The sequence below is a fragment of the Actinotalea ferrariae CF5-4 genome (assembly GCF_000603945.1).
In the GTDB taxonomy this organism is placed as follows: Bacteria; Actinomycetota; Actinomycetes; order Actinomycetales; family Cellulomonadaceae; genus Actinotalea; species Actinotalea ferrariae.
The window spans coordinates 11,032-35,879 of record NZ_AXCW01000023.1 but is presented as its reverse complement, the minus strand read 5'-3'; the positions used below and the strand labels follow the sequence as shown (position 1 = coordinate 35,879).

Annotated in this window: 23 protein-coding genes; 8 read left to right on the top strand and 15 right to left on the bottom strand. The window is 74.8% G+C overall.

From position 1 onward, the window contains the following. Positions 1–69: 69 nt before the first annotated feature. Both N866_RS03830 and N866_RS03825 read right to left on the bottom strand, forming a co-directional pair. The gene (locus tag N866_RS03830) at positions 70–1,863 is read right to left on the bottom strand and encodes an ABC transporter ATP-binding protein (protein WP_034222871.1); all 1,794 of its coding nucleotides are present in this window, start codon (positions 1,861–1,863) and stop codon (positions 70–72) included. Between the two features lie 77 nt (positions 1,864–1,940). Continuing rightward, positions 1,941–3,707: an ABC transporter ATP-binding protein gene (locus tag N866_RS03825; protein WP_245612351.1), complete on the bottom strand. Its 1,767-nt coding sequence runs from the start codon at positions 3,705–3,707 to the stop codon at positions 1,941–1,943. A gap of 211 nt (positions 3,708–3,918) precedes the next feature. Between N866_RS03825 and N866_RS03820 the strand changes: the two genes are divergently transcribed. Both N866_RS03820 and N866_RS03815 read left to right on the top strand, forming a co-directional pair. After that, positions 3,919–4,572, top strand: coding sequence for a TIGR03085 family metal-binding protein (locus tag N866_RS03820; protein ID WP_034222865.1), 654 nt, complete (start codon positions 3,919–3,921; stop codon positions 4,570–4,572). A gap of 1 nt (position 4,573) precedes the next feature. Continuing rightward, positions 4,574–4,999 (top strand): DUF3253 domain-containing protein, encoded by a 426-nt coding sequence (locus N866_RS03815; RefSeq protein WP_052022343.1) that lies wholly within the window; start codon positions 4,574–4,576, stop codon positions 4,997–4,999. Positions 5,000–5,007: 8 nt separating this feature from the next. On the opposite strand, the gene hisF is transcribed toward N866_RS03815, so the two are convergent. The 10 genes from hisF to N866_RS03765 form a co-directional block, all read right to left on the bottom strand. After that, on the bottom strand, positions 5,008–5,778 hold the full coding sequence (hisF, locus tag N866_RS03810; RefSeq protein WP_034222824.1) for an imidazole glycerol phosphate synthase subunit HisF: 771 nt from the start codon (positions 5,776–5,778) through the stop codon (positions 5,008–5,010). Beyond that, entirely contained in the window at positions 5,778–6,659 is an 882-nt protein-coding gene (locus N866_RS03805; RefSeq protein ID WP_034222859.1) for an FKBP-type peptidyl-prolyl cis-trans isomerase, read from the bottom strand. The genes hisF and N866_RS03805 overlap by 1 nt, the downstream gene beginning before the upstream one ends. A gap of 160 nt (positions 6,660–6,819) precedes the next feature. Beyond that, the gene (pafA, locus tag N866_RS03800; RefSeq protein WP_034222821.1) at positions 6,820–8,181 is read right to left on the bottom strand and encodes a Pup--protein ligase; all 1,362 of its coding nucleotides are present in this window, start codon (positions 8,179–8,181) and stop codon (positions 6,820–6,822) included. A 3-nt stretch (positions 8,182–8,184) separates the two neighbouring features. Further along, a complete protein-coding gene (gene prcA / locus N866_RS03795) occupies positions 8,185–8,892 on the bottom strand; it encodes a proteasome subunit alpha (RefSeq protein ID WP_034222818.1) in 708 nt (235 codons plus the stop codon). Further along, positions 8,889–9,713 carry a proteasome subunit beta gene (gene prcB, locus N866_RS03790; RefSeq protein ID WP_034222815.1) on the bottom strand — a complete coding sequence of 275 codons (825 nt, stop codon included), beginning with the start codon at positions 9,711–9,713 and terminating at the stop codon, positions 8,889–8,891. The genes prcA and prcB overlap by 4 nt, the downstream gene beginning before the upstream one ends. A gap of 6 nt (positions 9,714–9,719) precedes the next feature. Beyond that, positions 9,720–9,911 carry a ubiquitin-like protein Pup gene (locus N866_RS03785; protein ID WP_034222813.1) on the bottom strand — a complete coding sequence of 64 codons (192 nt, stop codon included), beginning with the start codon at positions 9,909–9,911 and terminating at the stop codon, positions 9,720–9,722. 159 nt (positions 9,912–10,070) lie between these two features. Beyond that, entirely contained in the window at positions 10,071–11,735 is a 1,665-nt protein-coding gene (dop, locus tag N866_RS03780; protein ID WP_034222811.1) for a depupylase/deamidase Dop, read from the bottom strand. A gap of 45 nt (positions 11,736–11,780) precedes the next feature. Next, positions 11,781–13,517 (bottom strand): proteasome ATPase, encoded by a 1,737-nt coding sequence (arc, locus tag N866_RS03775; protein WP_081802290.1) that lies wholly within the window; start codon positions 13,515–13,517, stop codon positions 11,781–11,783. 117 nt (positions 13,518–13,634) lie between these two features. Continuing rightward, on the bottom strand, positions 13,635–14,642 hold the full coding sequence (locus tag N866_RS03770) for a tRNA (adenine-N1)-methyltransferase (RefSeq protein ID WP_034222855.1): 1,008 nt from the start codon (positions 14,640–14,642) through the stop codon (positions 13,635–13,637). A 100-nt stretch (positions 14,643–14,742) separates the two neighbouring features. Then, positions 14,743–15,915 (bottom strand): site-2 protease family protein, encoded by a 1,173-nt coding sequence (locus N866_RS03765; protein WP_034222798.1) that lies wholly within the window; start codon positions 15,913–15,915, stop codon positions 14,743–14,745. Positions 15,916–16,078: 163 nt separating this feature from the next. On the opposite strand from N866_RS03765, the gene N866_RS03760 reads away from it, so the two are divergent. Continuing rightward, complete coding sequence (locus tag N866_RS03760) at positions 16,079–16,921, top strand: RecB family exonuclease (protein ID WP_034222852.1); 843 nt, start codon at positions 16,079–16,081, stop codon at positions 16,919–16,921. A 69-nt stretch (positions 16,922–16,990) separates the two neighbouring features. Here N866_RS03760 and N866_RS03755 read toward each other — a convergent pair whose 3' ends face one another. Beyond that, positions 16,991–17,743: an HAD family hydrolase gene (locus tag N866_RS03755; protein ID WP_052022342.1), complete on the bottom strand. Its 753-nt coding sequence runs from the start codon at positions 17,741–17,743 to the stop codon at positions 16,991–16,993. A 79-nt stretch (positions 17,744–17,822) separates the two neighbouring features. Between N866_RS03755 and N866_RS03750 the strand changes: the two genes are divergently transcribed. Further along, a complete protein-coding gene (locus N866_RS03750; protein ID WP_034222796.1) occupies positions 17,823–18,680 on the top strand; it encodes a PAC2 family protein in 858 nt (285 codons plus the stop codon). A gap of 7 nt (positions 18,681–18,687) precedes the next feature. On the opposite strand, the gene mshC is transcribed toward N866_RS03750, so the two are convergent. Further along, positions 18,688–19,947: a cysteine--1-D-myo-inosityl 2-amino-2-deoxy-alpha-D-glucopyranoside ligase gene (gene mshC, locus N866_RS03745; RefSeq protein ID WP_034222793.1), complete on the bottom strand. Its 1,260-nt coding sequence runs from the start codon at positions 19,945–19,947 to the stop codon at positions 18,688–18,690. A gap of 9 nt (positions 19,948–19,956) precedes the next feature. Beyond that, complete coding sequence (locus tag N866_RS03740) at positions 19,957–20,997, bottom strand: LacI family DNA-binding transcriptional regulator (protein WP_034222846.1); 1,041 nt, start codon at positions 20,995–20,997, stop codon at positions 19,957–19,959. 125 nt (positions 20,998–21,122) lie between these two features. On the opposite strand from N866_RS03740, the gene N866_RS03735 reads away from it, so the two are divergent. The 4 genes from N866_RS03735 to N866_RS03720 all read left to right on the top strand — a co-directional run bounded on the left by N866_RS03735 (position 21,123) and on the right by N866_RS03720 (position 24,833). After that, positions 21,123–22,172, top strand: coding sequence for a substrate-binding domain-containing protein (locus tag N866_RS03735; RefSeq protein WP_216699369.1), 1,050 nt, complete (start codon positions 21,123–21,125; stop codon positions 22,170–22,172). 131 nt (positions 22,173–22,303) lie between these two features. Further along, positions 22,304–23,329 carry an ABC transporter permease gene (locus N866_RS03730; protein ID WP_034222791.1) on the top strand — a complete coding sequence of 342 codons (1,026 nt, stop codon included), beginning with the start codon at positions 22,304–22,306 and terminating at the stop codon, positions 23,327–23,329. Continuing rightward, positions 23,326–24,204, top strand: coding sequence for an ATP-binding cassette domain-containing protein (locus N866_RS03725; RefSeq protein WP_081802287.1), 879 nt, complete (start codon positions 23,326–23,328; stop codon positions 24,202–24,204). Before N866_RS03730 ends, N866_RS03725 begins: the two co-directional genes overlap by 4 nt. Beyond that, entirely contained in the window at positions 24,201–24,833 is a 633-nt protein-coding gene (locus tag N866_RS03720) for a nucleoside/nucleotide kinase family protein (protein WP_052022341.1), read from the top strand. The genes N866_RS03725 and N866_RS03720 overlap by 4 nt, the downstream gene beginning before the upstream one ends. Positions 24,834–24,848: the final 15 nt, after the last annotated feature.

Sequence of the window (24,848 nt, the reverse complement as noted above, 5' to 3'; positions counted from 1 at the left end):
GTCCGCGCCGTCCGCGTCCGCGCCGGCCGGGTGCGCGCCGACCCTGCCGGTGCGCTCACCGCGACCGGGTCAGCGGGTCTGCGACAGCCACGCCGCGTGCATCGCGGCGTACGGTCCGTCCTGCCCCAGGAGCTCCGCGTGCGGCCCGACCTGCACGACGCGCCCGGCGTCCACGACGACGACGACCTCCGCGGCCTCGGCGGTGGACAGGCGGTGCGCGATCGTGATGGTGCCGCGTCCCGCCGTCAGCTGGTCCAGCGCCCGCGCGATCCGGACCTCCGTCGCGGGGTCGACCGCGCTCGTCGCCTCGTCCAGCACGAGGTAGTCGGCGTCGGCGAGGTGCGCGCGCGCCAGCGCCACGAGCTGGCGCTCGCCCGCCGAGAGCCGCTCGCCCCGCTGGCCGACGTCCGCGTGCAGGCCACCGGGGAGCGCCTCCAGCCAGTCCGCCAGGCCCAGGTCCGCGAAGGCCTGCTCCACGGCGCGGTCGCGTGCCGGCACGTCGTCGTCGGCCCAGACGTCGCGCGCGCCGTAGGCGACGTTCTCCGCGAGCGTGCCGTCGAAGAGGAAGCCCTCCTGCGGAACCAGCACGACGCGGTGCCGCAGGCTGCGCCGGCTCACGGCCCGCAGGTCCACCCCGTCGAGCTCGACGCGGCCGGTGACCGGGTCCGCCATGCGGGTGAGCAGCTTGGCGAGCGTCGTCTTGCCGGAGCCGGTCCGGCCCACGACCGCGACCTTGACCCTTGGCGGCAGCTCCAGGTCCACGTCGCGCAGGACGAGCGGCCCACCCGGGTAGGCGTAGGAGACGCCGTGCAGCGTGAACGCGGCCGGTCCCCGGGGGCTCGAGACCGCGTCCGGCCGGTCCGTCACCTCGACCTCGGTGTCGATGACGCCGATGACGCGGCGCCAGCCGGCGAGGGCGTTCTGCAGCTCGTTGAGGATCTCCGTCGCCATCTGCACCGGCCCGGTGAAGAGCTGGACCAGGAAGAGGAAGGCGAGCAGCTGCCCCGCCGTCAGGGCACCGTCGACCCCGAGCAGCGTGCCGACGACGACGACCCCGGCCAGCACGGCGTTCGCGACGAGGACACCGCCGGAGAAGACGACGGCGACGCGCGTCTGGGCCCGGACCATCGCGTCGCGGGTCGACCGGACGGCCCGGTCGATCGTCCGCTGCGTGCGGGCGCCCACGCCGTACGCGCGGATCGTCTCGGCGCCGACGACCGACTCCGAGATCGCCCCGAGCATCGCGCCCACCCGGACGCGGACCTGGGCGTAGGCGACGCTGACGCGACGCTGGGCCGGCCCGAGCACCAGCACGAGGGGGAGGAAGGACGCCCACACCACGAGGGTGAGCTGCCAGGAGTAGACGAGCATGAGCGCGGTCGCCACGGCGATCTGCAGGACCGAGACGAGCAGCATGATCCCGCCCCACTGCACGAACAGCGAGATGGTGTCGACGTCGCTGGTCACCCGGGAGACGAGGCTGCCGCGGCGCTCGGTGTTCTGCGTCAGGGACGACAGGTCGTGGACGTGGCGGAAGCCGCGGGTGCGCAGCTGCGCGAGGCCGGCCTCGCTCGACCGGAACAGCCGGACGTTCACCAGGGCCGAGGCGACCCCGGCGAGCACGAGGCAGACGGCGGCGCCCGCGACCAGCAGGGCCACCCGCCCGGTGTCCGGGCCGCCCGGGGCGAGGATGCCGGTGTCGACCGTCTGCTGGACGGCGATCGGCACGACGACGCGTCCTCCTGCCGCCAGGAGCGCGAGCACGCCGGTGACCGCGAGCCCGTCGAGCAGCTGGGGCGAGATGCGCACCCCGCGCCGCAGCGTGGCCCACGCACCCAGCGCGCTCGTGGTCTCCAGCCGCACGCCGTCGGCGGTGCCGTCGGGTGCCGCGGTGGGGTCCGCAGGCGCCTCGCGCCGGCGCAACCGTGCCCGTACCGCGCTCACCGGGCCTCCTCCAGGGCCGCGGCCCGGCGGCCGGACTCCTCCTGGTACGCCGTGGCGAGCTCGCGGTAGCCGGGGTCGCGCTCGAGCAGCTCCGCGTGCGTCCCCCGGTCCACGACGGTGCCGCCGTCGAGGTGGACCACCTCGTCGGCCAGCAGGACGGACGACATCCGGTACGCGACCATCACCACCGTCGCGCCGGCACCCTCGGCCTCGCGGAAGCCCGCGAGGATCTCCTGCTCCACGCGCGGGTCGACCGCCGACGTCGCGTCGTCCAGCACCAGGAGCCGGGGTCGCCGCACGAGCGCCCGCGCGATGGCCAGGCGCTGCCGCTGACCGCCCGAGAGGTTCGCCCCCCGCTCGCCGAGCGGGGCGTCCAGGCCCCCGGGCAGCTCACGGACGACGTCGTCGACGCGCGCCAGGCGCAGGGCCGACCAGACCGCGTCGTCGTCGGGTGCGGTGGGGTCGTCCTGGTCGGCCAGGGTGACGTTCGCGCGGACGGTGTCCTCGAAGAGGAAGGCGTGCTGGGCGACGAGGGCGACCTGCCGGGTGAGCGTCTCGGGTGCCACGTCGCGCACGTCCACGCCGTCGAGCAGGACACGCCCGCTGGAGGGGTCCTGCAGACGGCTGAGCAGGGACACCATCGTCGTCTTGCCCGCGCCGGTGGACCCCACGACGGCGACGGTGGTGCCCGGACGGACGTCGACGGTGACGTCGTGCAGGAGGCGGACCGGGCCGGTCGGACCGGGCACCTCGACCCCGACGGCCTCCATCCGGACGCCGAGCCCCACACCCTGCTCCGGCAGCGGGCGCCGGCCGGGTGCGAGCTCGCCCCCGGCGTCGAGCACCCGGGCGATGCGGTCGTGGCCCACGAGCCCGCGCGGCAGCTCGCCCAGGACCCACCCGAACGCCCGCACCGGGACCGCCATGAGCGTCAGGAGGTACGCCGCCGAGACGATGCCGCCGGTCTCCACCGCCCCCGCCGCCGCGCGGTGCGCGCCCACGAGCAGCACGAGCAGCGTCCCGAGGCTCGGCAGGAGGTCGATCACCGGGTCGAAGACGGCCCGCACCGTGCCGACCCGGACGTTCGCGGCCCGCAGGGCGTGGGCCCGCCCGGCGAACCGCTCCGCCTCCCGGTCCTCGGTGCCGAGGGACTTGACCAGCAGCGCCGCCTCGAAGCTCTCGTGCGCGACGTCCGCGACCTCGGCGCGCAGCTGCTGGGCGCGCGTGGCCGCCGGGGACATCGTGCGCTGGAAGACGAAGTTGGCCAGGACCGCCAGCGGCAGGACGGTCAGGGCGGTCACCGCGATCCACGGGTCGACCGCGAACAGCGCGACCGCCGCCACGGCGATCATGGCGACGACGCCGATCGCGAACGGCAGGGGGTTGAACACGCCCGTCGCCGCCTCGACGTCCGCACTCGCGTTGGAGAGCAGCTGGCCCGTCGGGTGCGACCGGTGCCAGGACATCGGCAGGCGCAGGTACTGCCGCGTGACGGCCCGACGGTGGTCGGCCTGGATGTCCGCGTAGCCGATCCCGGCGAAGATCCGCCGGCCCGCCACCGCCAGCGCCAGCGTCACCGCCACGCCGACGAGCGCCAGGCCCGCCAGGCCCAGCCGCCCCCGGGCGGGTGCGTCCCCGGCCAGGGCCGGGACGACGACGGCGTCGGTGGCCCAGCCGAGCACCTGGCTCACGGCGACGGTCAGGGCCCCGAAGAGCGCCGACGTGAGCACCGCCAGCACGTAGGTGCGCGGCTGCGACGCCATCCCCCGGCCGATGAGCTGCAGGGAGCGGCGGACGGTGCCGCCCGTCAGCGCGGCAGGTCGGTCGCGGTCGGCGGGCGACGCCGGGCGGGGCTGGGAGCGCGCGCGCACACGGGTCCTTCCTGGGGTGGGGTCGAAACGATTCTTGCACGCGTCCGCAGCGGCACCAGCGGCTCTCAGGTCCGCCGCCCCCGCCCGTGCGAGCATGGCGACCATGCCCTGGCACCACCTGGAACGAGCCGCCGCCGTGGCCGCCCTGCGCGACGCCGGACCCGGCGCCCCGACCGCCTGCGAGGGGTGGCGGACCGAGCAGCTGGCGGCCCACCTCGTCCTGCGGGAGCGCGACCCCCTGACCGCGGCGGGGATCGTGCTGCCCCCGCTGGCCGCCCGGACCGAGCGCCGCACGCAGGACGTGGGGTCGCGGTCCACGACGCCGGCCGCGTGGGACGCCCTGGTGGGGAAGGTCGCCGACGGCCCGCCCCCCTGGAGCCCCCTGCGCTGGGGCGGCGACCCGGTCCAGCTCGCGGAGTACTTCGTGCACGCCGAGGACGTCCGGCGCGGCGGTCCGGACGGTCGCCTCGTGCCGACCCGGCCCCGCGCCGCAGGGCACTCCGCCGCGCTGTGGAGGGAGCTGCGCCGGATGGCCCCCATGCTGCTGCGCAGGGCCCCGGTGCCGGTCGTGCTCACGGACGGGGACGAGAGCCTGTCGGCCGGTCCCCCGACCCCCGGCCGCGCGCCCGCGACGGTCCGCGCCGACGTCGGCGAGCTGCTGCTGTGGGCGTACGAGCGGTCCCGGGTCGCCCGGGTCGAGGTCGAGGGGGACGGCGAGCAGGTGGCCGCGCTCGACGCGTTCCGCCCCCGGGGCTGAGGTGGGGCGGCAGCGCCAGGAGTCCCGTGTCGACGGCGACCCGGCCGCAGGGGCCGACGGGGCCGAGCGCACCTGCGCCTCCTGCGGGCGGCGGATGGCGCCCCGGGCACGGTGGTCGCGCAGCCCGGACGAGGTCCGCTGGTGCTCCGACGCCTGCCGGCGCCGCAAGGTCACGGCCACCGACCTGGCCCTGGAGGAGGCCGTCCTGGCCCTGCTCGCCGCGCGGCCGGCCCGCGCCACGATCTGCCCCTCCGAGGCCGCACGGCAGGTCGTCGGCGACGACGAGACGGCGTGGCGCCCGCTCATGGAGCCGGCCCGCCGGGCCGCGCGACGCCTCGTGGCCCGGGGCGTGGTGGAGATCACCCAGCGCGGGTCGGTCGTCGACCCCTCGACCGCCCGCGGGCCGGTCCGCGTCCGGCTGCGCTGAGCCGCGGGTCAGCGGACCGGCACGCCCGCGTCCCGCAGGGCGGCCTTGACGTCGCCCACCGTCATCGTGCCGAAGTGGAAGACGCTCGCCGCCAGGAGGGCGTCCGCGCCGGCCCGCGCCGCCTGGACGAAGTGCTCGACCGTACCCGCACCGCCGCTGGCGATGAGGGGGACCGCGACCTCCCGCCGCACGGCGGCGAGCATCTCCAGGTCGAAGCCGTCCTTGGTGCCGTCGGCGTCCATGGAGTTCAGCAGGACCTCCCCCGCGCCGAGCTCCACGGCCTGCTTCGCCCACGCCACCGCGTCGATGCCGGTCCCCCGGCGTCCGCCGTGGGTCGTGACCTCGTACCCGGACGCGGTGGGCGGACCGTCGACGACCCGGCGCGCGTCCACCGACAGCACGAGGACCTGGCTGCCGAACCGCTGGGCGATCTCCGACACCAGGGCGGGATGGGCGATCGCCGCGGTGTTGACGCCGACCTTGTCCGCGCCCGCGCGCAGCAGCCGGTCGACGTCGTCGGTCGACCGGACGCCGCCGCCGACGGTGAGCGGGACGAAGATCTCCTCCGCCGTCCGGCGCACCACGTCGTAGGTCGTGCTGCGGTCCGACGACGACGCCGACACGTCGAGGAAGGTGATCTCGTCGGCGCCCTCCAGGTCGTACCGGTGCGCCAGCTCCACGGGGTCGCCGGCGTCCTGGAGGTCCTGGAAGTTGACGCCCTTGACCACGCGGCCGGCGTCCACGTCGAGGCACGGGATGACCCGGACCGCCACCGTCATCAGCTCTCCACCTCGGTCGGGCCGCCCCGGGCGGCGAGGATGTCGACGACGAAGACGAGCGTCTCGTCGGCCAGCTCGGTGTCGCCCGCCCCGAACCCGAGGCTCGGGGGGACGACGAGCAGCACCTGGGACCCGACCGTCTGCTCGACGAGACCCAGGTCCCAGCCGGGCAGCACGGAGTCGACCCCGATGGGGAACGGCGTGGGGAGCTCGCCGGACTCCCAGCTCGAGTCGAACACGGTCCCGTCGGACCACGCGACGCCCTTGTACTGCACGATGATCACCTGGCCCGGCTGCACCTGCGGGCCGGAGCCGCGCAGGAGCGGCTGCACCACGAGGTCCTCCGGCGGGGCCGTCTCCGGCACGGTCACCTCGGGCTCGCCGTCGTCCGCCAGCGTCACGGCGGGCAGGCCGTCGCGGACCTCGACGGGCTCGCCCCAGGCACGCGTCGGGAGGATGTCGTAGACGGCGACGGTGGGGCCCCCGCGGTCGCCCTCCGGGGGGACGAGGTGCAGGATGCGGGACCCGACGGTCCGGCCGCGCAGCGCGTCGTGGATCGCGACGCCGAGCGCCTCCGCGCTGAGCAGGTAGGGCTTCGGCTCGGAGGAGTACGTCTCCCCCACGACGGTCCCGTCCGAGCCGTCCTCCGCGTAGTAGTCCACCAGCACGGGCTCTCCGTCGACGAGCTCGGGCCCGTCGCCCTCGGCGAGCACCTCGACCGACGCCTCGGTGACGACCAGCGGCTCCTCGTAGACGAGGTCGGGCGGGCTGCCCGCCTCGCCCTGGACGGTCACCACCCCGGTGACCTCCGGCTCCGCCGTGCACGCGGCCAGACCGACGACGGCGAGCACGAGCGCGGTCGCGGCGGTTCGACGACGCACACGGGCCTCCTGCGGGTGGTCTCGACGGTCGGGGACGGTCTGGAACTGTACGGGGTCCGGCTGCACGGCGGCGGGTCCGGGCGGCTCCGGGCTCGGACCCGCCGCGCCGACGGCGGACCCGGCGCGCACCGTCACGCGGCGGAGCGCACCCGGGCGGACGTCACATCGACTCCAGGAGCCTCTCGACCCGCTCGTCGACGCTGCGGAACGGGTCCTTGCACAGGACGGTCCGCTGCGCCTGGTCGTTGAGCTTGAGGTGCACCCAGTCGACCGTGTAGTCCCGGCGGGCCTCCTGGGCGCGACGGACGAAGTCGCCGCGCAGCTTGGCCCGGGTGGTCTGGGGCGGGACGGCCGTCGCCTCGAAGGTGTCCAGGTCGGTCACGACCCGCTCGACCATGCCCCGCGCGGCGAGGAGGTTGTAGAGGCCCTCGGTGCGCGAGATGTCGTGGTAGGCCAGGTCCAGCCGGGCGACGCGCGGGTCGTCCAGGGAGAGGTCGTGCTTGGCGCGGTACCGCTCGATGAGCCGGTGCTTGATGACCCAGTCCAGCTCGCGGTCGACGAGCGCCAGGTCGCCGGTGCGCAGGGCGCGCAGGCCCCGCTCCCACAGGTCGAGCGTCTGCTTGATGACCGCCGTGGGCTCGACCGACTGGGCGACGAACTCCTGCACCCGGCCGAGGTACTCCTCCTGGATGTCGAGCGCCGTGGCGGTGCGGCCGTTGGTGAGGCGCACGGGGGCCTGGCCGCTGATGTCGTGGCTGATCTCCCGGATGGCCCGCATGGGGTTCTCCAGGCCGATCTCCCGCAGGGGGACGCCCGCCTCGACGAGCCGCAGGACGAGGTCCGTCGCCCCCGTCTTGAGCAGGGTGGTCGGCTCCGCCATCGAGGAGTCCCCGACGATGACGTGGAGCCTGCGGTACAGCTCGGCGTCCGCGTGCGGCTCGTCGCGGGTGTTGATGATCGGCCGGGACCGCGTCGTCGCGCTCGAGACCGACTCCCAGATGTGGTCCGCCCGCTGCGACAGGCAGTACACCGCCCCGCGCGGGGTCGGCAGCACCTTGCCGGCCCCGGTGAGGACCTGCCGCGTGATGAGGAACGGGACGAGGACGTCCGCGAGCCGCCCGAAGTCGCCCTGCCGCCGGACGAGGTAGTTCTCGTGGCAGCCGTAGGAGTTGCCGGCCGAGTCGGTGTTGTTCTTGAACAGGTGGATCCGGCCGGGCAGGCCCTCGTGCTCGAGGCGCTGCTGCGCGTCCGCGACGAGACCCTCCAGGATCCGCTCCCCGCCCCGGTCGTGGGCGATGAGGTCGCGGATGTCGTCGCACTCGGCCGTGGCGTACTCCGGGTGGGAGCCGACGTCGAGGTACAGCCGCGAGCCGTTGCGCAGGAAGACGTTCGAGGACCTCCCCCACGCCACCACCTTGCGGAACAGGTAGCGGGCGACCTCGTCGGCCGACAGGCCGCGACCGCTGTCGACGGCGCACGTGACGCCGTACTCGGTCTCCAGCCCGAAGATCCGGCGGTCCACGGGTCAGCCCTCGCCCGCGTCGGTGACCAGCAGGTCGGTGAGCAGGGCCGAGGGCAGACGCCGGAAGGCGCGGCGCGGCCGGGTGCGGTCCAGGACGGCGACCTCGAGCTGGGTCGGCTCCAGGCGACGCACGGGACCGTCCTGCTGCGTGCCCAGGACGTCCACGGCGAGGCGCACGACCTCGGCGAGTGCCATGCCGGGACGCCAGCCCTCCTCCAGGCGCTCCGCGAGGAGCTCGGCCTGCCCGCCCAGGACCACGTGGCCCCGCTCGTCGGCCACGGAGCCGTCGTACGACAGCCGGTAGACCTGGTCGTCCTCCGCCGAGTCACCGACCTCCGCGACGACGAGCTCCACCTCGAGCGGCTTGGACTCCGTGGTGAAGACCGTCCCCAGGGTCTGGGCGTAGGCGTTCGCCAGGCCCCGTGCCGTGACGTCGGAGCGGTCGTAGGAGTAGCCGCGCAGGTCGGCGTACCGCACCCCGGCGACCCGGAGGTTCTCGAACTCGTTGTACTTGCCGACCGCGGCGAACGCGATGCGGTCGTAGATCTCGGAGATCTTGTGCAGCGCCCGGGACGGGTTCTCGGTGGCGAACGCGATGCCGTCGTCGTAGGCGACGACGACCACCGAGCGGCCCCGCGCGATGCCCTTGCGCGCGTAGTCGGCCCGGTCCTTCATCAGCTGCTCGGGCGAGACGTAGAACGGCATGGTCACGGCGCGTCACCTGCTCCCTCGGCCCGCCCCCGGGCGGCGTCGACCTCCCGGCACACCTCCGCGAGCTGCTCGTCGGGCACCCGCAGGTAGCCGGCCGCCGTCACCGTCGCCACGACGGGGTAGATCCGGCGCAGCGTGTCCGGCCCGCCGGTGGCGGAGTCGTCGTCGGCGGCGTCGACCAGCGCGTGCACCGCGGTCCGCACCGCGTCCGGGACCGCCATGCCGGGCCGCCACAGCTTCTTCAGCGAGCCGCGGGCGAACACCGAGCCGGACCCGACGGCGTGGTGGTCCCGCTCCTCGTAGCGGCCCCCGGTGACGTCGAAGGAGAAGATCCGCCCGACGCCGGCGTCCAGGTCGTAGCCCCCGAACAGCGGGACGACCGCCAGGCCCTGCATGGCCAGGCCGAGGCTGCCGCGGACCATGGTCGCGAGGCGGTTCGCCTTGCCCTCCAGGGACAGCAGCGAGCCCTCGATCTTCTCGTAGTGCTCGAGCTCGAGCTGGAACAGGCGCACGAGCTCCAGCGCGAGGCCGGCGGTGCCGGCGATGCCCACCGCGGAGTACTCGTCCGCCGGGAACACCTTCTCGATGGTGCGGCTGGCGATCATCGACCCGGCGGTCGCCCGGCGGTCGCCCGCCATCACGACGCCGCCGTCGAACGCCAGGGCGACGATGGTCGTGCCGTGGGGGGCCGTCACCTCACCCGCGGGCAGAGGACGGGCGCCCGGCAGCAGGCTCGGGTCGTGCGCGGCGAGGAAGTCCAGGAACGAGGACGTCCCGGTCATCCGGAAGGCGGGCGGCAGGGCTCCGTGCAGGTGCGTCATCGCGGCTCACTGACCGCCCTTCTGCACGAACCCGCGCACGAAGGACTCGGCGTTGGACTCGAGGACCTCGTCGATCTCCTCGAGCAGGGAGTCCACCTCGGCGTCCCGGGCCTGGGCGCTCGGGGCCGCGGCGGGCGGCGCGCTCTCGGGGGGCTCCTCGTCCTCGCGACGACGCTGGACGTGCTCCTGGCCGGCCATGGTGACCTCCTGCCTCCTCCCCGGCGGACCGGGGACGGTCTGGACACTGCCGATCCTAGGCGTGCGGACCGCCGCGCGACCTGCGTGTCCGCGCACCGGAGCGTCGACGTCCGCCGACCCGGGGGCGCGGGGCGCTCCAGCGCCCTGCCGGTGCGCCCGTCAGGAGGACGACGGGGTGAGGCGGGCGACGAGCTCGCCCGCGTCGGCGCACTCCTCGAGGAGCGCGCCGACGTGCGCCCGCGTCCCCCGCCACGGGTCGCGCAGCGGGATGCGCTGCAGCGTCGGCAGGCCGGGCACGTCCAGGACCACCGAGTCCCAGCTGGCCGCCCGGACCTGCGCCCCGTACCGGCGCACCACCGTCCCGCGGAAGTACGCCCGCGTGTCGGCGGGCGGCTCGGCCACCGCGGCCGCCACCTCGGCCGGGTCCACGAGCCGTTCGACCGCGTCGGCCGCCAGCAGGCGGTGGTAGAGGCCCCGCTCGGGGCGGACGTCGGACCACTGGATGTCCATGGCCGCCAGGCGGGGGTTGTCCCACGCCAGGTGGTCCCGGCGGCGCATGCCCTCCAGCAGGCGCAGCTTGGCGACCCACTCGACCTCGCGGGCGCACAGCACCGGGTCCTCCGCGAGGCGCGACAGCACCGAGTCCCAGCGCGCGAGCACCGCCGCCGTCTCGTCGTCGGGCTCTGTCCCCACCTCGGCGGACATCGCGGCGCGCACCGCGTCCAGGTACGCGCGCTGCACCTCGAGCGCCGTCAGCCGCCGGCCGTCCTCCAGGGTGAGCCGGTGCGTGAGGGACAGGTCGCGGCTGACCTCGCGGACCTCCGCGACCGGGTCCGCCAGGGCGAGCGCGCCCACCGCGGCGAGCAGGTCCGGCCGGGTCCTGGCCTGCTCCACCAGCCACAGGACCGCCGACGTCGTGCCCAGCCGCAGCCAGGTCGACACCTCCAGGAGCGTGGCGTCCCCGATGATCAGGTGCAGCCGCCGCCACCGGGTCCGGTCGGCGTGGGGCTCGTCCCGGGTGTTGACGATCGGGCGCCGCAGCGTCGTCTCGAGCCCCACCTCGGCCTCGATGTAGTCGGCGCGCTGGGAGATCTGGAAGCCGGCGGCCTGCCCGGCCTGCCCGAGGCCCACCCGCCCCGCCCCCGTGAAGACCTGCCGGGTCACCAGGAACGGGATGAGCGCCGCCGCGAGGACGTCGAAGCGCACCGCGCGGTCGACCAGGTAGTTCTCGTGCGTCCCGTAGGAGGCACCCTTGCCGTCGACGTTGTTCTTGTACAGGACGACGTCGGGCAGCCCGGGCGTGCTCGCCAGCGCGCGGACCGCGCGCAGCGCCACCTCCTCCCCCGCCTTGTCCCAGACGACGCCCGCGCGTGGGCCGGTGACCTCGGGGCTGGAGTACTCGGGGTGGGCGTGGTCGACGTAGAACCGGGCGCCGTTGGAGAGGATCGTCGTGGCGGCCCCCGGGTCGTCGTACTCCTCGACGGCCGGGCGCTCCCGGTGGGTGGCGCCGAGCTGCGGCGGGACCTCGTCCCGGCCCGCGGCGTCGTCGACCGTGCCGACCGGGTCGTCGCCGGAGGGGGCCGGCCGGGTCGGGTCGTCGGTGAGCAGGGAGGGGTGCGCGGCCGCGCGCTGGAGGCGGAACCCGCGGGCGTCGGCGAGCGGGTCCTCGTCCTCGTAGTCCCACCGCGCGCGACCCGGCCCCGCGACGAGCGCCGCGTAGGCCGAGACGACCGTGCTGGACAGCAGCATGGGGTTGGCCTGGGGCCGCCCGGGTTCCACGATGCCGAACTCGGTCTCGATCCCCATCACCCGTCGCACGGTCACCCGGCCAGCGTAGGTCAGCGGCGCCGGGCGGCCGGGCGGGTCAGGTCACAGGTACTGGCCCGTGGGCGTCATGGTCTCGATGGAGCGGTGGGCCTCCTTGCCGCCCTTGCCCTGCACGATCGTGCGGATGAAGACGATGCGCTCGCCCTTCTTGCCCGAGATGCGCGCCCAGTCGTCCGGGTTGGTCGTGTTCGGCAGGTCCTCGTTCTCCTTGAACTCGTCCACGCACGCGGCGAGGAGGTGCTCCACGCGGATGCCGCGGGTCCCGGTCGAGAGGAACTCCTTGATGGCCGCCTTCTTCGCCCGGTCCACGACGTTCTGGATCATCGCCCCGGAGCTGAAGTCCTTGAAGTAGAGGATCTCCTTGTCCCCCGAGGCGTACGTGACCTCGAGGAACTCGTTCTCCGGCGTCTCCGCGTACATCCGCTCGACGGTGCGCTGGGTCATCGCGTCGACGGCGGCCGCGGCGTCGCCCCCGTGCTCGGCCAGGTCGTCCGGGTGCAGCGGGAGGCCCGCGGTCAGGTACTTGCTGAAGATGTCGAGGGCCGCCTCGGCGTCGGGGCGCTCGATCTTGATCTTCACGTCGAGCCGGCCCGGACGCAGGATCGCCGGGTCGATCATGTCCTCGCGGTTCGAGGCGCCGATGACGATGACGTTGTCGAGCCGCTCGACCCCGTCGATCTCGCTGAGCAGCTGGGGGACGACCGTGGTCTCCACGTCGCTGGACACGCCGGTGCCGCGGGTGCGGAAGAGGGACTCCATCTCGTCGAAGAACACCACGACCGGCGTCCCCTGCGACGCCTTCTCGCGGGCGCGGGCGAAGATCAGCCGGATGTGCCGCTCGGTCTCGCCGACGTACTTGTTGAGCAGCTCAGGGCCCTTGACGTTGAGGAAGTAGCTGGTCCCGGCCGGAACGGGCGTGCCGTCGGGGCCCGTCGTCGTGCGCGTCTGCGCCAGCGACCGCGCGACCGCCTTGGCGATGAGCGTCTTGCCGCACCCGGGCGGCCCGTACAGCAGGACCCCCTTGGGCGGCCGGAGGCCGTGCTCCCGGTAGAGGTCGGGGTGGTTGAACGGCAGCTCGACCGCGTCCCTGATCTGCTCGATCTGGGAGCCGAGGCCGCCGATGTCCGTGTAGTCGATGTCCGGGACCTCCTCGAGCACGAGCTCCTCGACCTCGGCCCGCGGGATGCGCTCGAAGACGAACCCCGTGCGCGACTCGACGGTGAGGGCGTCGCCCACCCGCAGCGGTCCGTCGAGCACCTGGCCGGCGAGCCGGACGACCCGCTCCTCGTCCGCGCGGCCCACCACCAGCGCCCGCCCGCCGTCCAGCAGCTCCTTGACCGTGACGATCTCGCCGACGTTCTCGTAGGCACCCGCCTCGACGACCGTCATCGCCTCGTTGAGCTTGACCTCCTGGCCCGGGCGCAGGCCGGCGAGCTCGACCTGGGGGGCGACCTGGAGCTGCATCTTGCGCCCCGACGCGATGACCTCCGCCGTGCCGTCGTCCCGCGCCCCGAGGAACGTCGCGAACGTGGCCGGGGGCCGGCCCAGCTCGTCGAGCTGCTCCTGCATCTCCGCGAGCTTCTCGCGGGCAAGCCGCAGGGCGTCCGCCAGCCGCTCGTTCCTCGCGGCCAGCAGGGCGATCTGGCGGGCGTCCTCCGCCGCGCGGCGGCGCTCCGCGTAGTGCTCGGCCGTGCTGGGGACGTCCGCGCCGGGGCCGTGCGGCGCGGGCCGGTCGGGCCCGGACGTGTGCCGGTTCTCGCTGTCAGGCGTCTGGCTCATGGTGCCTCCCTCGACGACGAGACCCGTCCGTCCGTCGTCGGGTGACGGCGGCGGGCGGGAGTGCCTCGCGGCTGCTCCCACCCTACGTCCGGGGCCCCGGTCGGCGGCGGGACGCGCTCAGGAGCCGGACAGCACCTCGCCCTCGGGCGCGTCGTCGGGCCGACCGGTCGCGCCGAGGTCCCGCCGCACGCGGCGGACCTTCTTGTCCGAGACCGCCCGCTCGCCGAGCTCCTCGGGGGTCCACGCGGCGCCGTCGGCCGGGTAGGAGCCCTTGGCGGGCCGACGACGGCGCTCGGGCGCCGCGACGCCGTCGGCCATCCGGCGCGTGGTGAGCAGGAAGCCGGTGTGCCCGATCATGCGGTGCTGGGGGCGGACCGCCAGGCCCTCCAGGTGCCAGCCGCGGACCATCGACTCCCAGGCCTGCGGCTCGGTGAACCGGCCGTCGGCGCGCAGGTCCTCGGCGAGCCGGGACAGCTGCGTGGTCGTGGCGACGTAGGTGACGAGCACGCCACCGGGCGCCAGGGCGCGCGCGACCGCGTCCACGTTCTCCCACGGGGCGAGCATGTCCAGGACGACCCGGTCCACCGTGCCCGGCTCGGCCACGGTGGGGAGCACGTCGGCCAGGTCCCCGATCGACAGCCGCCACGCCGGGTGCGGCCCCCCGAAGAAGGTCTCGACGTTGGCCCGCGCGATGGCGGCGAAGTCCTCGCGCCGCTCGATGGAGTGCAGGCTGCCGCCGTCCCCCACGGCCCGCAGCAGGGACATCGTCAGCGCACCGGATCCCACGCCCGCCTCGACCACCCGGGCGCCCGGGTAGATGTCCCCCATCGTGACGACCTGCCCGGCGTCCTTGGGGTAGACGACCGCCGCACCCCGGGGCATGGACAGCACGGCGTCGGCGAGGAGGGGCCGCAGGGCCAGGTACTCCACACCGCCGCTGCTGGTGACGACCGAGCCCTCCGGCGCGCCGATGAGCTCGTCGTGGCGGAAGTAGCCCTTGTGGGTGTGGAACGTGGCGCCGGCGGCCAGGGTGACCGTGTGCAGGCGGCCCCGGGTGTCGGTCAGCTGGACCCGTTCGCCCTCCCGCAGCAGCCCGCGACGCTGCGCCGCGCCGGTGCTCGTGATGGACGGGACGGGAGCCCCGCCGTCGGTCGGCTCGCTCGCGCTGGGCTGGCTGTCGGTGGTCACGACGGACGAGTCTAGGAGCGTCGCCGCGCCCGCCGGCTCAGCGCCGCAGCGCGCGGGCGACGTCCGCCGGGTGGAGCACCCCGACGGGACGGGAGCCGTCGACGACGGCGAGCACCGGGGACAGGCGCGCGACGGCGGCCACGACCTCGACGGCGCGCCGTCCGCTCAGCGCGAGGGGCACCACCGCCCCGGCCGGGATCGGGGTCGCGACGGCGGACAGCGGCGTCGTCGCGCGCAGCGCCGGCGGGACCGCGGCGACCGCCGTGGCGTCGACCACCCCGACGACGGCGCCGTCCAGCCCCTGGAGGAAGGCGTGCGTCGGTGGCCCGTCCTGGCCCGGCCCGCCCGCGGTCGCGCGGCCGGGGTCGGCGAGTGCCAGTGCCGTGTCCAGGTCCAGGACCGTGCCCCGTGCGGGGACGCCCACCGCGGGACGCATGAGGCGGGCGACCACCAGGGCCTCGACCGTGCGCTCGGACCGGGCGGCCCGCACGGCCTGGTCGGCGCCGGACCACAGGAAGGCACCCACGAGCGCCGCCCAGACGACGCTCAGCAGCGAGACCTGGACGCCCTGGAGGAGCGGTCGCAGGAGCATCCACGCGAGGACGCCGACGGCGACGAGCCGGCCGACCCAACCCGCGACGACCGTGCCCCGCACCCGGTCACCGGTGACCCGCCACACGAGCGCCTCGAGCACCCGACCCCCGTCCAGGGGCAGGCCCGGCACGAGGTTGAAGGCGCCGACGAAGACGTTGGCGAGGGCTGCCGCGCTGAGGACCAGCCACGCCACGCCGCCCGGGGCGGCCGGTGCGGCGAGCAGCCAGGCGACCGCCCCCAGGACGAGGTTGACCACCGGTCCGGAGACCGCGACGAGGGCGCTGCTGCCGGGCGACGGCGCGGCGGCCCCCATCCGGGTGTGCCCGCCGAGCAGGGTGACGGCGAGCTCCTGCACCGGGACCCCGACCCGGCGCGCCATGAGGGCGTGGGCGAGCTCGTGGAGGAACACGGAGGCGAGCAGCAGGAGGACGAAGACGCCCGCCACGACGTAGGAGCCGACGTCGGACACCGCCACCAGACCGCGGACGGTCGGCGCGAAGAGGTAGGTGAGGACCGCCGCGGCCAGGACCCAGCCCGGGGAGACCACGACGGGGGCGCCAGCGACACGCGCGACCACCCAGCCGCGTGTCCCGCCGTCCCGTCCCGTCGCCCGCACGCGCTCACCCTATTTGCACGGCCGCCGACGACGACGCCACGCTCGTCGTCCCCTCAGGAGCCGGGCCGCCGCCCGGGCGCGCCCGCACCCGCCCGTGTCGGTGGCGCCTCGTACCCTGGGCGGCGTGCCGACGGACGAGCTCGTGACCCCCCTCCCCACGCCGATGCGCCGGCCCGGGCTGTCCCCGTCCCGGGCCAACGACTTCCTCCAGTGCCCGCTCCTGTTCCGCTTCCGGGTGGCCGACCGGCTGCCCGAGCCGCCGAGCGCGGCCGCCGTGCGCGGCACCCTGGTCCACGCGGTGCTGGAGAACCTCTACGACGCACCCGCCGGGAGCCGGACGCCCGAGGCCGCGCGCGCCCTGCTCCCCCAGGAGTGGGAGCGGCTCGTGGGCGAACGGCCCGACGTCGTCGAGGTCCTGGAGGACCCGGCCGACGTGACGGCCTGGTTCGCCGGGGCCGGGACGCTCCTGGACACCTACTTCACGCTGGAGGACCCGAACCGCCTCGAGCCGGCCGAGCGGGAGCTCGCGGTCTCGACGACGCTGGAGGACGGGCTCGAGCTGCGCGGGATCGTGGACCGCCTCGACGTCGCGCCCGACGGCGCGATCCGGATCGTCGACTACAAGACGGGCCGGTCGCCGCGCGAGGGCTTCGAGTCCGGGCCCCTCTTCCAGATGCGGTTCTACGCGCTGGTCGTCTCCCGGCTGAAGGGACGCCCGCCGGCGATGCTCCAGCTCGTGTACCTGGGGGACGGCGTGGTGCTGCGGCACACCCCGGACCCGGCCGAGCTGGTCACGACCGAGCGGCGGGTCCGGGCGATCTGGGCGGGCATCCTGGCCGCCGCCGAGACGGGCCGGTGGCAGCCGCGGACGAGCGCGCTGTGCGGCTGGTGCGCGCACCAGAGCCTGTGCCCCGCGTTCGGCGGCGAGCCGCCCGAGGTGTCCGTGGAGGCGGTGGAGCGGGCGCTCGGCGTCACCCCGCGGGCCGAGGCCGCTGCGGCCGTCTGAGGGCCGGGGCAGGACGCGCCCCGGCGACCGCTCGCCGCACCGGCCGCGGCGTCAGCGGCGTCAGCGGCGTCAGCGACCGGTCGCTGCGTCGGACGCGGGGGCGAGGCGGTCGAACACCTCGCCCGCCCGCAGCCGCGCGAGGTCGGCGAGGGACACGTCCGCCAGCGAGGCCACCCGGCTCAGGCCCGGGCGAGGCTCGACGGGGACGATGTGCTGGACGCCGAGCGTCCGCGCTCCGGAGGCGAGCGCCGACCCGATCCCGGGCGGTGAGTCCTCGATCGCCACGCACGCCGTGACGTCGACCCCCAGGGCCGCCGCCGCGGCCAGGAAAGGCTCCGGGTGCGGCTTGCCGTGCGTGACCTCGTCACCGGTGACGAGCACGGTGAACGCCCCGGCCGGTGCCTGCTGCAGGACAGCCTCCGCGAGGCGTCGGTAGGACATCGTGACCAGGGCGCAGGGCACGCCCGCCTCCTGCAGCGCGACGAGGAGGTCCAGGGCGCCCGGCTGCCAGTCCGCGTGGTCGTCCAGCGTCGCGATGACGTGGTCGAGCATGCGCTCGACGATCTCCGGGACCGGCAGGTCCACGCCGGCCGCCTGCAGCCGCGCGGCGCCGACCGTCAGCGGCATCCCGACGATGGCCTCCGCGTCCTCCTGCCCCCACGTCCCGCCGTGCCGGCGCACCAGCTCGCGTTCGGCCGCCATCCAGCACGGCTCCGTGTCGACGAGCGTCCCGTCCATGTCCCACAGGACCGCGGCCGGGAGCGGCAGGGCCGGCGTGCCGGCGTCGTCCGGGGTGGCGGGTGCGGGCGGGGCGGGAGGCACCGCCGCAGTCTACGGACCGTCCGGGCACCCGTGGGTGCGTCGGCCGGGCACCCCGGGCGGCACCACCTAGGCTGGCGTCATGACCGCAGGACTCCCGGACGAACCTCTTCCCGGCCCGGTGCTCCTCGCAGCGTTCGAGGGCTGGAACGACGCGGGCTCCGCCGCGACGCAGGCGCTGGCGCACCTGCACGAGGTCTGGGGTGCGGAGCAGGTGGACGAGCTGGACCCGGAGGAGTACCACGACTTCCAGGTGAACCGACCCACGATCGGCACGTCCGAGGACGGCACGCGCGTCATCACCTGGCCCTCGACGACCATCGCCCTGGCGGAGCCCGCACCAGGACGTCAGGTGGTCCTCGTCCACGGCATCGAGCCGTCGATGCGCTGGCGCGGGTACTGCGCCGAGGTGCTCGAGATCGCCGAGCGCCTGCACGTCCGGAGCGTCGTGACGGTCGGGGCGCTCCTGGCGGACGTGCCCCACACGCGGCCCATCCCCGTGACGACGACCTCCGACGACCGCCGGCTGCGCGAGGCGCTCGACCTGGAGCCGGCCAGCTACGAGGGCCCGACGGGGATCGTCGGTGTGCTCCAGCACGAGGCCGCCCGCCGTGGCCTGCACGCGCTGTCCGTGTGGAGCGCGGTCCCCCACTACGTGGCGCACCCGCCGTCGCCGAAGGCGACCCTCGCGCTCCTCGCCCGCCTGGAGGAGCTGCTCGGCATGGGCGTGCCGCTCGGCGACCTGCCGGAGGACGCGGACGCCTGGCAGCTCGGCGTGGACGAGCTGGCGGCCGAGGACGCGGAGATCGCGGAGTACGTGGCCCAGCTCGAGGAGGCCAAGGACACGGCGGACCTGCCGGAGGCGTCCGGCGAGGCGATCGCCCGCGAGTTCGAGCGCTACCTCCGGCGGCGCGACGGCGGGCCGGGCACCGGGGGCTGAGCCCCGCTCAGACGCGGATGCCCAGCAGGGCGTCCAGGGCGCGGGCCACGAGGCCGGGCGCCCCCTCGACGTCGCCGCCCACGCTGAGCGCGGCGTCGGCCCACGTGTCGACCGCCCGCAGCGCGCCCGGGGCGTCGAGGTCCCGCGCCAGGGAGGCTCGCATCGCCTCGAGGGTCGACGTCGCGTCCGGTCCCCCGTTGCCCGAGAGCGCGGTGCGCCAGCGCTCCAGGCGCGCCACGGCGGCGTGCAGGCCCTCGTCCGTCCAGTCCCAGTCCTCGCGGTAGTGGTGGGCCAGGACGGCGAGCCGCACCGCCATCGGGTCCACACCCTGCTCGCGCAGTCGCGAGACGAGGACGAGGTTGCCCAGGGACTTGCTCATCTTCTCGCCGTCGTACGCCACCATGCCGGTGTGGACGTGGACGCGGGCGCCCGCCCCGCCCAGCGCCCGCGCGTGGGCGGTGCTCATCTCGTGGTGCGGGAAGCACAGGTCCCGGCCGCCGCCCTGGACGTCGAACTCCGCGCCGAGGGCGCCCTGCGCGATGACGGTGCACTCGATGTGCCAGCCCGGCCGGCCCCGGCCCAGGGCCCCGGCGTCCCAGGCGGGCTCGCCCGGACGCTCGCGCCGCCACAGGGCCGGGTCGAGCGGGTCGCGCTTGCCGGGGCGCTGCGGGTCGCCGCCGCGCTCGGCGAACAGGGAGACGGTCTGGTCGTGGTCCAGGCCGGCGACGGAGCCGAAGTGCGGGTCCGCCTGGACGTCGGCGTAGACGTCCCCGAGGTCGGGCTCGTCGCCGCCCGCGCCGCCCTCCACCGCGACGCGGTAGGCCAGGCCCTGGTCGAGGAGCCGCTGGACCGCGTCCGCGATCGTGGGGATGGTCTCGACCGCACCGAGGTACGTCTGCGGCGGCAGGACGCCGAGCGCCGTCATGTCCTCGGCGAAGAGCGCCGTCTGCTCCTCCGCGAGCTTCTCCCAGTCGACGCCGGTCGCGGCCGCCCGCTCCAGGAGCGGGTCGTCGACGTCCGTGACGTTCGAGGCGTAGTGCACCTCGAGGCCGGCGTCGAGCCACGCCCGGTGCAGCAGGTCGAAGGCGATGTACGTGGCGGCGTGGCCGAGGTGCGTCGCGTCGTACGGCGTGATGCCGCACACGTAGAGCTCGGCGACGGGTCCGGACGCCGCGACGACGAGGTCGCCGGAGGTGCTGTCGACGACCCGGACCTCCGGTCCGCGGCCGGGCAGCTCGGGCACGTGGGGGGCGGGCCAGGTTCGCACGCTCGAAGCCTAAGCCAGTGGTCCCACGTCTCGTGACGGTCGCGGGGAGACGTCTCGGACGCAGCCGCAGGACTCCCGGTGCTGCACCGTCGCCGGGATCCGCACCGACCTCGGCGCCGTGGCCGTGCCGGCGATCCGTCGCAGGAGCAGCTTCACCGCCATGGCCCCGATCGCGCCGGCGTCCTGAGCCACGGTCGTCAGGCGCGGGGAGAACACGTCGGCCCACTCGAAGTCGTCGAAGCCGACGACGGCGACGTCACGGGGCACCGACAGCCCGCGAGCCTGGACGGCCCTCATCGTCGCGATCACCATCGTGTTCTGGGCGGCGACGATGGCCGTGGGGGGCTCCGGGAGGTCCAGCAGGCCGTCGACGGCGGCATGGGTGCGCACGGCGTCGGAGTCGCCCCGTACGAGGAGCTCCGGCATCTCGGGCAGGCCCGCGGCCGCGAGGCCCTTGCGGTATCCCGTCACGCGCTCCTCGCTCGTCGTCAGCCCCGGCATGCCCGCCACCATGGCGATCCGGCGGTGACCGCGCTGCGCGAGGTGCAGCACCAGCTGCGCCATGGGCTTGACGTTCTCGCTGCAGACCGAGTCGAAGCGAGGGTCGGGCGACCGGTCCACGAGAACGGTCGGCAGCCCGGTCCGCGCCAGCCGGTCGAGGACCGTCGCGGCGCCCGCGGACGGCGCCAGGATCAGCCCGTCGAGGCGCCGCTCGCGCAGGGCGGCGACCACCTTGGCCTCCGTGGCCGGGTCGTCGTGGGTGTCCGCGAGGACCAGCGTGTAGCCGACGGCACTCGTGGCCTCCTCGATCGCGTGGACCACCTCCCCGAAGTACAGGTTGGTCAGCGCGGACATGGCGACGCCGACCTGCTGGGTCTGCGACCGGACCAGGGACCGCGCCTGGTGGTTCGGCACGTAGTCCAGCGCGTCGATGGCCTCGAGCACCCGGTCCCGCGCGTCCTGGCTCACGAAGCGGGTGCTGTTCAGGACGTGCGACACGGTCGAGGCGGACACGCCGGCGCGCCGCGCCACATCGGTAATGGTGACCACCGCCACATCATCCCGTCCGGACAAGCGTTTGCGCAAACGCTTGCCCGCCCATTCTGTGATGTGTTTCACTCCGAATCCCCGCAAAGGTGCCAATGAACCGCACCGAGAACGCAAAGGAGCGCACTGTGAGAACGAACCGAGTGAGGACCAGCGGACGGGCACGGCGTCTGCGGACCCAGGTGGTCGCGGCGATCGCCGTGGCAGGACTCGTGGCGGCCTGCGGCTCCGACGGGGACGCTCCCACGGAGGAGGCCGGCGGCGAGGGGGCCGCCGGCGGCGACGTCAGCATCGGGCTCGTGACCAAGACCGAGACCAACCCGTTCTTCGTCACGATGCGCGAGGTGGCGTCGGAGTACGCCGAGGAGCAGGGCGTGGAGCTGACGGCGCTCGCCGGCGAGTTCGACGGGGACAACGAGGGCCAGGTCCGGGCCATCGAGGACCTCATCGCGCAGGGCGTCGACGGCATCATGATCACCCCGAGCAACTCCAGCGGTGTCCTCGGCGCCATCGAGCAGGCCCGGTCCCAGGGCATCGTCGTCGTGGCCCTCGACACGGCGACCGACCCGGAGGACGCGGTCGACGCGACCTTCGCCACGGACAACTTCGAGGCCGGCCGCCTCCAGGGCGCCTACGTCCGGGCCGCGCTCGGTGACGAGGAACCGCGACTGATCATGCTCGACGGCACCGCCGGCGGCACGGTCGACACCTTCCGGCACGACGGCTTCCTCGAGGGCTTCGGCCTGGAGGAGGGCGACCCCGCGATCGTCGGCATGGAGAACACCCAGGGCGACCAGAACACCGCCCAGACCGCGATGGAGAACCTCCTGCAGCGCAGCCCGGACGTCAACGCGGTCTACACGATCAACGAGCCGGCAGCGCGGGGCGCCTACGCCGCCATCGAGGCCCGAGGGCTCGCCGACCAGATCACCATCGGCTCGATCGACGGTGGCTGCGAGGGCGTCCAGGACGTCGCCGACGGCAAGTACGCCGCGACGGTCATGCAGTTCCCCGCCGAGATGGTGCGGCAGGGCATCGACGCGATCATCGAGGCCGCCGAGGGCGGCGAGCCGCCGTCGGGCTTCGTCGACACGGGGAGCGTCGTCATCACGGACGACCCCGTCGAGGGCATCGAGTCCGAGGACACCGAGTGGGGCCTGGAGAACTGCTGGGGCTGACCGCGCACGGACGCAGGCGTCCCCACCGCGGCGGGGGCCCGGCGGCCCGCGGTGGGGAGTGCGGCACAGCGCTCTCCCCGCCGCGGCGGCCCGGAGCTTCCCGCCGACCCGAGACGAGACGAGGACCGACCATGACCGACAGCACCACGACGGCCGCCGACCCGCCCCCGGGCAGCCCGGCGCCGGAGTCCTCCGAACGCCGTGAGGCGCTCGGACGAGCACTGCGGAACCCCCTCGTGGGTCCGCTCGCCGCACTCCTCTTCGCGATCGTGGTCTTCACGGTCACGACCGACACCTTCGCGACGGCCGGCAACGCGTCGCTGATCCTCCAGCAGTCGATCGTCATCGGCACGCTCGCGCTGGGGCAGACCCTCATCATCCTGACCGCCGGGATCGACCTGGCCAACGGTGCCATCGCGGTGCTGGGGACCATCGTCATGGCGAAGTGGGTCTTCGACGGTGGTGACCCCTTGCTGGCCCTCCTGCTCGGGATGACGGCCACCGTCGTCCTCGGCACCGTCAGCGGCCTGCTCGTCACGCGCCTCGGCCTCCCCCCGTTCATCGTCACGCTGGGCATGCTCACGGTCGTCTACGCCGTCGCGCGGCTGTACTCCGGCTCGCGCAGTTACGCGGTGGACGAGCCGCTGCTGCGGATCTGGGGCCAGGGGACGACGGTGGGCGGCGTCCGGATCACCTGGGGCACCCTCCTGCTGATCGTCGTCTTCGCGGCGTTCTGGTTCGCGCTCGCGAAGACCGCGTGGGGCCGCCACGTGTACGCCGTGGGCAACGCCCCGGAGTCGGCCCGGCTCGTCGGCATCAAGGTGAACCGCACGATCCTCTCGGTCTACGTCGCCGCGGGAGCTCTCTACGGGCTCGCGGCATGGCAGGCCCTGGGCCGGATCCCCAACGCCGACCCGAACGCCTACCAGACCGCCAACCTGGACAGCATCACGGCCGTCGTCATCGGCGGCACGAGCCTGTTCGGCGGCCGCGGCAGCGTCGTCGGCACGCTGATCGGGGCCCTGATCGTCGGTGTCCTGCGGTCGGGGCTCACCCAGGCCGGCATCGACAACCTGTACCAGGACCTCGCCACCGGGGTCCTCGTCATCGTCGCGGTCTCCCTGGACCAGGCGTCGCGCAGGAGGGCAGCACGATGAGCAGCACCACAGGCGCGGGCGACCGCGGCCCCACGACCACCACCACCACCACCGGCGGGGCGACCCCGGTCCTCGAGGGACGCCGGCTGTCGAAGTCCTACGGACACGTCCGCGCGATGGTCGACGCGGACTTCGCGCTCATGCCCGGGGAGATCCTGGCCGTCATCGGTGACAACGGCGCCGGCAAGTCCACCCTGGTCAAGACGCTGTCCGGCGCCGTCGTCCCGGACAGCGGCGAGCTGCTGCTCGACGGCAGGCCGGTGTCGTTCCGCTCCCCCATCGAGGCCCGCGCCCAGGGCATCGAGACCGTCTACCAGGACCTCGCGGTCGCCCCCGCGCTCGACATCGCCTCCAACCTCTTCCTCGGCCGCGAGGTGCGTCGGTCCGGACCGCTCGGAGGTCTCCTGCGGATGGTCGACGCACGGTCGATGCGGGAGGAGGCGCAGCACCAGCTCGACTCCCTCGGCGTCCGCATCCCGGACGTGCGCCAACCGGTGGAGAGCCTCTCCGGCGGGCAGCGGCAGAGCGTCGCGGTCGCCCGGGCGGCCGCCTTCGGCACCAAGCTGGTGATCATGGATGAGCCGACAGCGGCTCTCGGCGTGCGGGAGTCGGGGATGGTGCTCGACCTCATCCGCCGGATCAGCGCGCGGGGGCTGCCCGTCGTCCTCATCTCCCACAACATGCCCCACGTGTTCGACATCGCCGACCGCATCCACATCCACCGGCTCGGCCGGCGGATCGCGGTCATCAGCCCGCAGACGCACACCATGTCCGACGCCGTGGCGATCATGACCGGTGCCGTCGAGCCGGACGAGGTCGGCGGGCGCAGCCACTACGACGAGCGCGCGCACCGACGGGAGGCGGGCACGGCATGACCGGGACGGACCCCGGCACGGTCCTCGACCACGCTCTCCTGGAGCGGGCCCGGCGGCTCGCCGACTCCGGCGGGCGCCGCATCCTGGGGATCACGGGCCCGCCCGGTGCGGGGAAGTCCACCCTCGCCGAGGCGCTCGCCGCCGAGCTCGGCGACCGCGCCCGTCTCGTCGGCATGGACGGCTTCCACCTCGCGGAGGCCGAGCTGCGCCGGCTCGGGCGCCAGGACCGCAAAGGTGCCCCCGACACCTTCGACGCCCTGGGTTACGTGGCCCTCCTGCGGCGCCTGCGCGCGGCGGACGAGCCGGTGGTCTACGCCCCGTTCTTCGACCGCTCGATCGAGGAGGCCGTCGCCGGGTCCGTGCCCGTCCCGCGGGAGGTCCCGCTCGTCATCACCGAGGGGAACTACCTCCTCGTCGACGAGGGCGCCTGGGCGGCCGTGCGGCCGTACCTGGACGAGTGCTGGTACGTCGAGACGGACGAGGAGGATCGTCTCGAGCGACTCATCGCCCGGCACCAGCGGTTCGGTCGCTCCCCGGCAGAGGCGCGCGAGCGGTCGGTCGGGTCCGACCAGCGCAACGCGGAGGTCATCGCGGGCACCCGTCGGCGCGCGGACCTGCTGGTGCGCTGACCGACCCGACCGGCA

What these genes read in the sequence shown, in the direction of transcription:
- N866_RS03720 (WP_052022341.1), top strand. Translation starts at nt 24,201, where the DNA reads ATGACCGGGACGGACCCCGGCACGGTCCTCGACCACGCTCTCCTGGAG.
- N866_RS03725 (WP_081802287.1), top strand. Translation starts at nt 23,326, where the DNA reads ATGAGCAGCACCACAGGCGCGGGCGACCGCGGCCCCACGACCACCACC.
- hisF (WP_034222824.1), bottom strand. Translation starts at nt 5,778, where the DNA reads ATGACGGTGGCGGTCCGGGTCATCCCGTGCCTCGACGTGGACGCCGGC.
- N866_RS03785 (WP_034222813.1), bottom strand. Translation starts at nt 9,911, where the DNA reads ATGGCCGGCCAGGAGCACGTCCAGCGTCGTCGCGAGGACGAGGAGCCC.
- N866_RS03730 (WP_034222791.1), top strand. Translation starts at nt 22,304, where the DNA reads ATGACCGACAGCACCACGACGGCCGCCGACCCGCCCCCGGGCAGCCCG.
- N866_RS03750 (WP_034222796.1), top strand. Translation starts at nt 17,823, where the DNA reads ATGACCGCAGGACTCCCGGACGAACCTCTTCCCGGCCCGGTGCTCCTC.
- N866_RS03760 (WP_034222852.1), top strand. Translation starts at nt 16,079, where the DNA reads ATGCGCCGGCCCGGGCTGTCCCCGTCCCGGGCCAACGACTTCCTCCAG.
- prcB (WP_034222815.1), bottom strand. Translation starts at nt 9,713, where the DNA reads ATGACGCACCTGCACGGAGCCCTGCCGCCCGCCTTCCGGATGACCGGG.
- N866_RS03820 (WP_034222865.1), top strand. Translation starts at nt 3,919, where the DNA reads ATGCCCTGGCACCACCTGGAACGAGCCGCCGCCGTGGCCGCCCTGCGC.
- N866_RS03825 (WP_245612351.1), bottom strand. Translation starts at nt 3,707, where the DNA reads ATGGCGTCGCAGCCGCGCACCTACGTGCTGGCGGTGCTCACGTCGGCG.
- arc (WP_081802290.1), bottom strand. Translation starts at nt 13,517, where the DNA reads ATGAGCCAGACGCCTGACAGCGAGAACCGGCACACGTCCGGGCCCGAC.